The following is an 11,940-nucleotide window of genomic DNA, read 5'->3' as shown; positions in this document are numbered from 1 at the left end:
GAGGTCGAAAGTTGCCGTGCGAAGTAACTTCTCTGCCGTCTCTTCACACTCTTGATTATCGATAAACAACACTAACTTCGATAACAGTCATATCCTCTTCATCAGAAGTAGACATTTCCAATCCATACCCCATTGTCTCGGCAATAAGCATACTTGAATATGTTCCGATTCCCGTGCCGCCCATTTTGCCATGGGTTTTATACTTTTCGAAAAAGTCATAACGAACCTGCTCCGGAACTGCACCTTTGTTGATAACCTTAACACACCGATCCGGACTGTAAGGCAACTGAACTACGATTCTTTCCCCCATAGGAGAGGCTTCAACAGCGTTAACAATAATATTGGAGAACATAATATAAAGCAGATCGTGCTCAGCCAAAACATTCAAAGGTTTTGCAGTATTTCCTTCCAGAACAATTTCAAGTCCTTTGGAAGAACACTTTGATTCAATATCCTTGAGCAGAGTCTCCAGCACAGCACGAAGATCTACAAGCTGCGGGAAGTAACTATATGTATTATTTTCCATTTTAAAAATATTCAGTGAAGAATCAATCATCCGCAACATGCGGTAACCGGAGGTTTTAATCATCTCAAGAATATTTTGATGCTCTTCACTTAAACGGTCGTCCATAAGTAAAATTTCAGGAAGACCGATGATACCGTTCAATGGATTTTTCAGGTCATGGTGCATTATGCGTTCAACATCTTCCTTCAATCTTTCAAGCTCCTTACGCTCAGTAATGTCATCCTTAACTGCTACGTAATTAGTAAGACACCCCTCATTATCTATCACAGGAGAAATCGTCGCCTGCTCCCAGAAAAGAGTTCCGTCCTTTTTACGGTTACAAATTTCACCCCGCCACGTGGTGCCGCGAACGATTGTGCGCCACATTTCCTTATAAAACTCATCCGTATGAACTCCAGACTTGAGCACCCTGGTATTTTTGCCGATTGCTTCATCACGCGAATACCCTGTCACTTGCAAAAATGCAGGGTTCACATAAACGATGTTCCCGCCTTTATCCGTAATAACAACTGAAGCAAAGCTATTCTCAACTGATCGCCGCAACCGCATTAATTCCAGCTCGTTCTTCTTGCGTTCAGTAACATCGATGATACTTGAGTGAATTATTTTACGCCCATCAACCATTATGGGGCCGCTATGAATTTCTACATCGTGAATTTCACCGTAGGCATCACGGTGCTGGAAATGAAATGTGTTTTTATCGAGACGCAGGTTCCGTGTTATTTCCATCGCAAGGTCTTCTCTAGGCATGGTATTAATGTCATATACCGACATTTCCTGCATCTCAGCCCGCGACCACCCATATAAACGCTCAGCAGCCTTATTAACATCAATCAATTTCCCGTCCGCAGGATTAACCAGAAACATCGCCACTGAATTATCATTAAAAAGAGACCGATACCTGTACTCACTCTGCTTCAAATGCAATTCCGTCTTCTTCTGTTGTGAAATATCAGTAACACTCTCCAACACCCTGACAACCTTACCGCTCTCATCATGGATGGGGACCGTGTACACGGAAAACCATTTTTTATGGGTCGGGTGGTAATGCTCAGTCGTAGACGAAGACCCATCATCAAAACTGCGCCGGGTAGCACAATCCTTACAAAAACCATCGTCAGCCCCAAAAACCTTATAGCACTTCTGTCCTACAATATCAGAACGAGGAAACATTTCTCTGATCTTGGCATTAACCCATCCAATTGTCATATCAGGTTCAATGATCCTTAGACCGGTATCAAGGGCTGAGAGGATTTCATAAAACCGGTCGCGCTCTTCAGCTTCAATCAACCGCGAAATATTATGTCCCTCACCACTCCCTGACAATTCAACCAAAGCTTCAAGACTTTCGATCCGTGCAATCAACTCTTCTTTGCTGAAATCTGTGTACTTCATTACTAATGAATCCTTAAAACATTGTTGCAAGGAAGCCCTAAGCATAAATAGCAAAGTAAAGGGCAAACTTTCCAATTACAGCTAGTGCCATCTACTATTTAGCTTGGTACGTTAAAATACATACCACCTCACTAAAGCAATTCATAATCATTACTTTTTGCAACATAGATATAAATAGCATGAAGATCAAGCCAAGACACATTCGTGTCTATAATTAATAAACAATTATAAAATCTTAAAAAAGAGACACCACGGCATTAGGTAAATGGGTAATCAGCTAAATCCAATTATCATTCTCGGCCTTCAATCCACTATCCACTTCTCCGGTATTAACTACACCCCGAGGCTCAACAAGCAACACTTGGCACTCTTCCTCCGCAAACGGTTTGTGCTCAACTCCCTTCTCAACCACAAACATTTCACCGCCCCCTAAAACGACCTCACCGTCACGAAATTGAATTTTCATCTCACCAGTAAGGACTATAAAAACTTCATCAGTGTCCGCATGGTCATGCCAGACAAATTCCCCTCTAAATTTGACAAGCTTAAACTGATAGTCGTTCATCTCCGCGATGACTCTGGGAGACCAATGTTCGGAAAATAGTGCCAGCTTCTCAGCAAAATTAATCGATTTAAATTCCATAATATTATCTCCAATGAATTAAGGCTGGATCTTTCTAAGCATCCAAGGCCAGCTTCGCGCCCAGCCCGAACAGACAGACACCCACAACTTTTTCTACACCTTCCCGCCACTGCGCAACCAGCTTTTGCGTACGTTGACCGGTCAGCACAAAAACGATGAAAGCAAACCACACCAGATGGGTCAAGGAAATGAATGCTCCGATACCCAGCTTTAGAGCCAGTGAAGTTTCCGGCGACACCACCTGTGTGAACAGGGCAATAAAAAAAAGCATGGTCTTAGGATTAAGCGCGTTGCACAAAAAACCATTCCGAAATGCTCCCCAAAAAGAGACAGAGACGACATCATCACAAGACTCCGCCTGCGTGTCTGACTTTTGCGGAAAAAAGGCCGATGCTCCCAACCACAAGAGATACCCTGCTCCGGCATAGCGGACCGCCTCCAGCACCCATGCATATTCCGCAACCACATAACTTAAACCCAGCAGAACATAAGTTGTATGAACAACTACGCCCCCGGCGATACCCAAGGCTGTTGCCAAACCCATTTTGCGACCAAAACGCAGACCATTCCTGACAATGATCGCGAAATCAGGGCCGGGACTGATAACTGCTAAAATCGTTACAGCTGCAATCAATGCTAAATTAATATCAACTAAATTCATAAGTTTCACCTCGTAGACTTTCGATAGATGACGTTATACAAGAGGAAATAACTACTTAAAAGCGAAAACAAATCACAAATTGCATGAAAAAAAATCACAAATACTCATGAACAATATCCCTCCTCTCAAACCGCTTGTCAGCTTCCGGGCAGCAGCAAAACATCAGAGCCTCACTAAAGCTGCGCAAGAGCTACATCTTACCCATGGTGCAGTCAGCAGGGCCGTTAAACAGCTGGAAGAATTCTTTGGGTTTGAACTTTTCACCAGACGCAACAGAGGACTATTTATTACAGAGAAAGGAGCAGACCTTGCAAAAGAAGTGGACAACATCCTGAATAGGCTGGAAAAAGTCTGTGAAAAACTTAAAACACCGGAATCAAAGCGAAGGCTGTCTGTGTCCTGCGAGCCCTCGCTGGCGATGCGTTGGCTCATGCCGAAGCTGGATGATTTCCGTCGGAAAGCTCCGCAGATCGACATCCATCTCGCAACTGCGGGCGGCCCGATTGACATATCAGCGGAAGGAGTCCATCTAGCAATACGCAGATCGGACTTCGCCTGGCCTCCCCACTATCATTGCACGCTACTGGGCAAGGAAAGGATCGGCCCGGTTTGCAGTCCGGCATACTGGGAAAAGCACAAAAAAACACCCAAGCAACTCCTGCATACCCGCACACGCCCTGAAGCTTGGGATGACTGGAATAAAATCTCAAACACCCAGATTGAATCTGATTCTGAAAAGAATTTCGACCACTTTTATTTCAGCCTGCAAGCGGCTTCCACTGACTTCGGTCTCGCCATTGGACCGGAGCCGATGGTTCAGGAACACATCAAGCAAGGATTGCTGGTGGCTCCTTACGGCTTCAAAAAAACTGCAATTGACTATGTAATCCTGTCCTTGGATCGCCCGGAAAAAGACTGCAACATGAACACCTTCATCGACTGGCTGAAATCAGAACTTGGTTTACCCCCAGCCTGACCATTCTGTAAAAATACGTAGGGCATATTACGCACAATCATAATTGCGGGCTTGCATACTTTATATTGAACAGGATATTGCATGCATGGGCTATTCATTGTCAGCACAATAAATTTTAGCCGAGCGATACAAATATAAGTTTCCGGAGATACAAATGAAGGTAAAAACAACTGCGAAAGACTCACAGCTAGAAGTCGAAATTGAACTGGACGAGAAGCAATCCATCTCCTGCATTTTGACACCGCCGGATGGCGATGTTTCCTTCGTAGACATTCTGCCGGAAATATACACTATTTATAACAAAGTCCTTCAATCAACCCTTGAAGAACACAGCAGGAACGGACTTCACACCAAGTGCGACAAGGGCTGCGAAACCTGCTGCCATCAATTGATCACAGTCTCAATTCATGAAGCGATACTCTTGGTACACCTTGTGAACAGTTTAAACGAACCGGAAAGAAGCAGAATAAAAAATGCCTTCGACACAATTCTGGAAAAGCTGGAAGAAAAAGGACTGCTGAAAGACCTTCTTGATTTTCACGTAAACAAATTTGACGACAAAGCTAATATCATCAACATTCAAAAAGAATACTGGCAGCTTAACCAGAGTTGTCCGTTTCTGGTCGACGATTCCTGCAGCATATATCCATTCCGCCCGTTTATCTGCCGCCAGTACCTTGTCAGCTCTGATCCAGCCTACTGCAAAGGCAGTTTCAAAAACGATCATCTTGTCAAAAAAATCCCCTTAACACACGACTTCGCCAGTGCAGCTGCTTCATTCGATGGAGAAGAAGCAATCTTTACCCGTGGAATTCCCTTACCGACAATCTTTTTAATCAACGGACTTCTTACCTACTTTCCGCGCCCCAAAGCACCCGCTGTGGAAATGGTAACCCGCTTCTTGAACCATGTTGATGAATTTTTTAGTAAATAGTTTTGCTTAATTCCTTCCAAATGTGGATTCTTTTCGGGCGAAATATCTCGGCAGCATTGTCAAAACAGCGAACAGCAGTAAGGCAACCAATCCAAAATCACCATCGGAACCGATGGTACACCCGGTTGTCTCTCCAGAAGGCTGCTCGGTCTCAATAACATGTGGGTCATCCTTCTTCTCGTCGACATGCTCAGTAACAGCTGGAGAATGCTTCACCACCCCTAAAATCTGTGGATCATCAATTACTCCTTTTTCAGAATTCTCATCATAAGGTCCACCATCCTTGATCACCGAAACTACATAATATGATTGAGATGAATCCAAAGTAGTATTTGAATCAACATAATTACCGGACACATCTGACAGCCACCAATTGCCGTCTGTATAATTTTCATAAGTTGCGTATCTAAAAGCCAGACTTGTCCCGCTGCTTAACAATTTGGCCAGAACCAGCTCCTGTGCCTTGAGTGCAGGTAACCCGCTCACCGCATATTTAACACTGATAATGCTGTCCTCGGTAGTCTGTATACGAAAAGAGGACTTAGCACTGTATACTTTCTCCAGAGAAGTTCCATAGCCGGCATTTGTAATTTCAGCTGAACTGGCTGTAGTTGATTTATCCAGCAAAACAGCAACAGGGGCATCAGGCTGTTCCGAGTTTACCTCAATTTGTCCATCAACTGGCTTTTCGCCAATCATCCCGCTCAAAACCAGGGCATAAGGCTGTGGCCCTACAGGTATACTGTAGGCGGAAATTTCAGCTTTATAAATTCCAGGCACAGGATTGTTGATCGTGACAGATTCCGTATTATTAATCCGGTCTGACTTGGTGCTAGCTGATATTGTCCTGAAGTTAGCGATGATAGCAGGAGTCAATGCTGCTTCCTGCCAAACCCCGCCGGTTTTAACCAGTCCCCGGGCAGTCGGATTTTCATTTTTGTAGTATACACCCAGTGAACTGCTATTCTTTTCGACTGCAACCACGATATTTCCAGACGAAACAGTCAACCCTACCGGCAAGGCATATTCTCCGGAAGGAATGTATGCAAAAGATTTTCTAAAAAGTTCTTCTCCCACCCCTCCGTCGTAACGATAGACAACAATATCAACGTCTGAAGACAGACTGCCACTGTTACTGAAAGCCAACGCTACGGATTCCAATAGACATGGATAAGACGGGGGAGTAAGAAGCAGTCCGATTACGCTTTCTTTATAAAAACCCGAAACCGAAGTGATATACACATATCTGGTTAATGAACTTAAACCGACTGCGTTGTCCGGGTAAATCCAAGAACCATCGGGCCGTTGAACCCGCAGATCGAGATCGTTAACAAGCCCTCCGTGAGCTGCTGCCGATCCAGGATAGTCTGTCCAGCCGAGAGTGGCTTTAAACGGTTTGGCGCTATTAGCTACATCAAATGAAAACGTCCTCACATATGAAGCATCGGCAGGAGTAGAGGTTTTAATGTCATGATATTCTATTTCACAGCTGTCATCGGAATCAAGAGAAGCTTCCAGATCAACCCTGCCCCAGCCCTGTGAAAAATCGGGGCGGCCTGATATTTCCTGATATGAATCAGTGCCGTACTGCCCGGGAGAAAGAGATACTGCTCCGTGGATTATACTGGTCTTTACAAGTGCCGCGCTGGGATCGTCGTGCTCCTTCTCTTCGATCAGGTATTCCCGCATTAACGCTGCCATGCCTGCAACAAGAGGAGTTGCCATGCTCGTTCCACCGGACCAATAATAATCTTCGTTAAAAGCCCCCCAGCCGTTTCCGAGCTGAACGGATGAACGGGTAGACAGGATATTGGTACCGGGCGCGACAACTTCAGGTTTATATCTTCCATCCATTGTCGGGCCACGGCTGGAGAACGCAGCAAGACCATATGGTTTATCTGCAAACAAGTCAGAAGCAACAGGTTCTGCATAAGTTCGAAATCGCCCGTACCCTACAGTGGAAAAACCCTCAGAAGCCCCTATACGGTAGGACTCTGAAGCTCCCACGGAAAGACAGTTTTTAGCTGTCGCCGGAGAATCAATGCAATAGGGATCAATAACACCGTTCATATCCTTATCGTATCCGGCATTACCTGCAGCATAGAGCACTAAAAAATTTTTATTATCCCACATAAACTGGTCAACGGAAACACTTTCGCTGTCATAACTTCCAGCCCCGGAAGTTCCCCAACTATTTGTATGGATACGCGCCCCGGCATCATAAGCCGGCTGGAAAAGTAGTGACAGATCCGATGGAATTCCCGGTAAGTTAGAACTACCGTCATCAGAACCAGCAGATTGGAAATATAATTCTGCCTCAGGGGCAATTCCGGCATAGCAGGTAGTTGGAAAGGAATCGGATTGCGGGGAAGAACCGGATTCGAGGCCATTACCCGCGACAATGCCGGCAACATGTGTTCCATGTCCGCTGTAATCCTTGGTGCTGGCTTTGTCGAAAACAGTATTGGTGACCCGGCTTGATCCTTGTCCGTCACTAAAATCCCTGTGCATGTTATCAGGGTCGCCCGTGTCTATGCCGCTGTCACAGACGGCCACAACCTGTCCCTTGCCGTACAAGGTACTTCCCGAAACATTCCAAACCCTTCCCTGCTCGTGACGTGCTTCGATTATGCCTGATGATATATTATTGTCCGTCCGGTGTTCAGGAGCTTTCTCAATCCACTTAACGCCTTTAATATCCTTTAACTTTTCTATATTTTGAACAGGAATACTGACTCCGAACCGCATACCCCATTCCGAAGGATTAACATGCACAACAGTTCCTCCTTTGGATTGTATACTGCTAAGCAGGGAAGAACGGTCCTCACCCGGAAATGCCAAGACCCGAAGTTCAACCATCCCGCCCTGTTCCTTAAGGTCATCGGGAGCTATATCAAAAATTCGGCCTGATAATTTCAAATTAGGATCATACTCGCCTATCCAGCGGACAAAACTGTACCGCTCAACAGAATCAACCTTTGAAGTGACTAATTTGATGATAAAAGCGTACTGGGGAATATAATCATAAAAGACCGCTCCGAGACTTCTCAGAGATTCTTTCCACTCTCCTTGAACCGGCCCGCTAAACTGGACAACATAATAATCGTATTCTTCCACTTCAACAGCAGCAGTAAAAGAAAAAAGCCGGGGCAGCTTTCTGGCGAAGGATAATACGGATAGAGGCTCTTTAGAAATTTCAGGGTCGGATACCTTCTCTGAAGGCAATAGTCTTGGAACCAACTCCCCCTTCAAAGGATCGACATGTCTGTCTTGAAAAAAAAGTTGCATAGATTGAGCTGAAGCATGGGCAGAAACTGGAACCGTAGCGATTAACGAAATAAAAATTAAAAATACAACAACAAAAATAAACACCGGATAAAGCAACAACCTCATAACAGACATATCTCCAAGTAAAGACTATCGTGATGAGATATTGAATAAATGCTTTTAGTGTCAAGAAGAAACCATCTGTAATCATAGTACGCTTTATGATAAGTAACGACAGATGCTTTAAAGAGTTTTGGACATCTTTTCAACTTAATCTGACTGGGAGATCTAAGATGTATGAAATTACATCTCTGTAATTTTCGCGTAATCAACAGGCAATGAACTTCATTCAATATATCCACCAAGAATGATTTGAAGTGAAGTGAAGAAATGCCAAGCATCGACTCGAAAGATTACGCTTCAAACACACCCTGGCTATATCAACTTTATAGCCTTCCATAGATACTGATTTGCACTTCCGTAATCAGATACAAGCATTTCCCCCTAAATATGACCATGATCGCTTAAATTACAGATCATTGTAAAACCACGGTATTTGACAGTAGTTCCAATGGTTTTCTTAAGCCGCCGGAGGCCCTCCGCCCCACTTAACAATCCGGCCCCCATCCTGAGTATGTGCGGAACAAAAAAAAGCCCCTGAACCTAAGTTCAGGGGCTTGAAATAAAAGCTTGCGACGACCTACTTTCCCACTGGCTACCCAGCAGTATCATCGGCGATGGAGAGCTTAACTTCCGAGTTCGGAATGGGGTCGGGTGTGACCTCTCCTCAATGGTCGCAAGCAAATATGGCTTGCTTCGATGAGCAAAAATATATGGTTTAATAGAGAAGAATTTTACCCTTTGCTTCAACCTTTTGGGGTTAAAGTTAAGGGAAGAGAAGAAAAATAAGTCGCACGATTTATTAGTACCGGTCAGCTGAATGTGTCGCCACACTTACACCTCCGGCCTATCAACCAGGTGGTCTCCCTGGAATCTTTAGATGCAAAAGCATAGGGATAACTAATCTTGAGGCAGGCTTCCCGCTTAGATGCTTTCAGCGGTTATCCCTTCCGAACTTAGCTACCCTGCAATGCCGCTGGCGCGACAACAGGAACACCATAGGTTCGTCCACCCCGGTCCTCTCGTACTAGGGGCAGACCCTCTTCAATTATCCTACGCCCACGGTAGATAGGGACCAAACTGTCTCACGACGTTTTAAACCCAGCTCGCGTACCACTTTAATCGGCGAACAGCCGAACCCTTGGGACCTGCTTCAGCCCCAGGATGTGATGAGCCGACATCGAGGTGCCAAACCGCGCCGTCGATGTGAACTCTTGGGCGCGATCAGCCTGTTATCCCCGGCGTACCTTTTATCCTATGAGCGATGGCCCTTCCATGCGGAACCACCGGATCACTAAGACCAACTTTCGTTCCTGCTCGACATGTCTGTCTTACAGTCAAGCTCCCTTATGCCTTTGCACTCAACGGCTGGTTTCCAATCAGCCTGAGGGAACCTTTGCAAGCCTCCGTTACTTTTTGGGAGGCGACCGCCCCAGTCAAACTACCCACCAGACACTGTCTCCAAGCCGGATGACGGCGTTGGATTAGAATTCAAGACTATCAAGGGTGGTATTTCAAGGTTGGCTCCACCGACACTAGCGTGCCGACTTCAAAGCCTCCCACCTATCCTACACATGATAGCCCTAAACCCAATGTCAAGCTATAGTAAAGGTGCACAGGGTCTTTCCGTCTTACCGCGGGTAACCGGCATTTTCACCGGTAATTCAATTTCACTGAGTCTCTGGTTGAGACAGTGGGGAGATCGTTACGCCATTCGTGCAGGTCGGAACTTACCCGACAAGGAATTTCGCTACCTTAGGACCGTTATAGTTACGGCCGCCGTTTACTGGGGCTTCAATTCGGAGCTTCGCCGAAGCTAACACCTCCTTTTAACCTTCCAGCACCGGGCAGGCGTCAGTCCCTATACATCGTCTTACGACTTAGCAGAGACCTATGTTTTTAGTAAACAGTCGCCCCCCCCGATTCTCTGCGGCTCCAAACAGCTCGGAGAGTATATAACTTCACCGTCTGGAGCATCCCTTATCGCTAACTTACGGGATCATTTTGCCGAGTTCCTTAACCAGAGTTCTCTCAAGCGCCTTGGTCTACTCGACCCGACTACCTGTGTTGGTTTGCGGTACGGTCAACAAATGCTAAACTTAGAAGATTTTCTAGGCAGTCTGGAATTACTCACTTCAAACGTAAAGTTACGGCATCGTGTCTCGGCCTTAAAGAGGAACGGATTTGCCTATTCCTCAAGCCTACGCACTTACACCGGCATATCCAACAGCCGGCTGAGCTATCCTACTGCGTCCCTCCATCGCACACATTTGCTGGTACGGGAATATTAACCCGTTTTCCATCGACTACGCCTTTCGGCCTCGCCTTAGGGACCGACTAACCCTGGGAAGATTAGCTTTACCCAGGAAACCTTAGTCTTACGGCGAACAAGTTTCTCACTTGTTTTATCGTTACTCATGCCAGCATAATCACTTCTCATTAGTCCAGCAAACCTTCCGATTCACCTTCATCCCATCTGAGAACGCTCTCCTACCGATGCGTCAAAGACGCATCCCGTAGCTTCGGTACCATACTTAGCCCCGTTACATTTTCGGCGCAGAATCGTTAGACCAGTGAGCTATTACGCTTTCTTTAAAGGATGGCTGCTTCTAAGCCAACCTCCTGGCTGTCTATACAACTCCACCACCTTTTCCACTGAGTATGGATTTGGGGACCTTAGCTGACGGTCTGGGCTGTTTCCCTTTCGACTACGGACCTTCGCACCCGCAGTCTGACTCCCAGGATATATCTTACGGCATTCGGAGTTTGATAAGGTTTGGTAATCTGGTGGGACCCCTAGCCTTGTCAGTGCTCTACCTCCGCAAGAAAACTCCTGAGGCTATACCTCAATATATTTCGGAGAGAACCAGCTATCACCAAGTTTGATTGGCCTTTCACCCCTATCCACAGGTCATCCGAGTAATTTTCAACTTACAACGGTTCGGCCCTCCACTTGATTTTACTCAAGCTTCAGCCTGCCCATGGATAGATCACCTGGTTTCGGGTCTAATCCGCAATACTTGTCGCCCTATTCAGACTCGCTTTCGCTGCGGCTACACATCACTGCTTAACCTTGCATTACAGATTAACTCACTGGCCCATTATGCAAAAGGCAAGTGGTCACAGATCAAGTCTGCTCCCACAGCTTGTAGGCAACTGGTTTCAGGTTCTATTTCACTCCCCTAACAGGGGTTCTTTTCACCTTTCCCTCACGGTACTGGTTCACTATCGGTCTCTAAGTAGTATTTAGCCTTGGAAGATGGTCCTCCCAGATTCCCACGGGGTTTCACGTGTCCCGTGGTACTCAGGTGCCACTAGTGCTGTCGCCGACTTCGGGTACGAGGCTTTCACTCTCTACGACGCGCCTTCCCAGACGCTTCCCCTATCTAGACAGATCACATATTGTGGTCCTACAACC

Annotated in this window: 6 protein-coding genes and 2 rRNA genes (1 of these 8 cut by a window edge); 2 read left to right on the top strand and 6 right to left on the bottom strand. The window is 45.9% G+C overall.

Annotated features, from left to right (window positions below; genetic code table 11):
• Window positions 1-55 precede the first annotated feature (55 nt).
• The 3 genes from ACNI29_RS13925 to ACNI29_RS13915 all read right to left on the bottom strand — a co-directional run bounded on the left by ACNI29_RS13925 (window position 56) and on the right by ACNI29_RS13915 (window position 3,225).
• Window positions 56-1,921 (bottom strand): PAS domain S-box protein, encoded by a 1,866-nt coding sequence (locus tag ACNI29_RS13925; RefSeq protein ID WP_419778965.1) that lies wholly within the window; start codon window positions 1,919-1,921, stop codon window positions 56-58.
• A 277-nt stretch (window positions 1,922-2,198) separates the two neighbouring features.
• Window positions 2,199-2,564, bottom strand: a complete 366-nt coding sequence (locus tag ACNI29_RS13920) for a cupin domain-containing protein (protein WP_419778964.1) — start codon at window positions 2,562-2,564, stop codon at window positions 2,199-2,201.
• Between the two features lie 34 nt (window positions 2,565-2,598).
• Entirely contained in the window at window positions 2,599-3,225 is a 627-nt protein-coding gene (locus ACNI29_RS13915; RefSeq protein WP_419778963.1) for a LysE family translocator, read from the bottom strand.
• Window positions 3,226-3,331: 106 nt separating this feature from the next.
• Here ACNI29_RS13915 and ACNI29_RS13910 point away from each other — a divergent pair, with 106 nt between their 5' ends.
• Together ACNI29_RS13910 and ACNI29_RS13905 are read left to right on the top strand one after the other, a co-directional pair.
• Window positions 3,332-4,201, top strand: a complete 870-nt coding sequence (locus ACNI29_RS13910; protein WP_419778962.1) for a LysR substrate-binding domain-containing protein — start codon at window positions 3,332-3,334, stop codon at window positions 4,199-4,201.
• 154 nt (window positions 4,202-4,355) lie between these two features.
• Entirely contained in the window at window positions 4,356-5,135 is a 780-nt protein-coding gene (locus ACNI29_RS13905; RefSeq protein ID WP_419778961.1) for a YkgJ family cysteine cluster protein, read from the top strand.
• A 6-nt stretch (window positions 5,136-5,141) separates the two neighbouring features.
• Here ACNI29_RS13905 and ACNI29_RS13900 read toward each other — a convergent pair whose 3' ends face one another.
• From ACNI29_RS13900 to ACNI29_RS13890, 3 genes are all read right to left on the bottom strand, one after another.
• A complete protein-coding gene (locus tag ACNI29_RS13900; protein WP_419778960.1) occupies window positions 5,142-8,360 on the bottom strand; it encodes a S8 family serine peptidase in 3,219 nt (1,072 codons plus the stop codon).
• Window positions 8,361-9,089: 729 nt separating this feature from the next.
• Window positions 9,090-9,204, bottom strand: a 5S ribosomal RNA gene (gene rrf, locus ACNI29_RS13895).
• 99 nt (window positions 9,205-9,303) lie between these two features.
• Window positions 9,304-11,940 (bottom strand): 23S ribosomal RNA (locus ACNI29_RS13890) (it continues 297 nt past the right edge of the window).

This window comes from Maridesulfovibrio spiralis (SeqCode), from assembly GCF_048571135.1.
Lineage (GTDB): Bacteria > Desulfobacterota > Desulfovibrionia > Desulfovibrionales > Desulfovibrionaceae > Maridesulfovibrio > Maridesulfovibrio spiralis.
This window is presented reverse-complemented; position numbering and strand designations above follow the sequence as displayed.

Excerpts from the sequence above, each read along its gene's own strand:
- ACNI29_RS13925 (WP_419778965.1), bottom strand. The coding sequence starts at position 1,921 with ATGAAGTACACAGATTTCAGCAAAGAAGAGTTGATTGCACGGATCGAA.
- ACNI29_RS13920 (WP_419778964.1), bottom strand. The coding sequence starts at position 2,564 with ATGGAATTTAAATCGATTAATTTTGCTGAGAAGCTGGCACTATTTTCC.
- ACNI29_RS13915 (WP_419778963.1), bottom strand. The coding sequence starts at position 3,225 with ATGAATTTAGTTGATATTAATTTAGCATTGATTGCAGCTGTAACGATT.
- ACNI29_RS13910 (WP_419778962.1), top strand. The coding sequence starts at position 3,332 with ATGAACAATATCCCTCCTCTCAAACCGCTTGTCAGCTTCCGGGCAGCA.
- ACNI29_RS13905 (WP_419778961.1), top strand. The coding sequence starts at position 4,356 with ATGAAGGTAAAAACAACTGCGAAAGACTCACAGCTAGAAGTCGAAATT.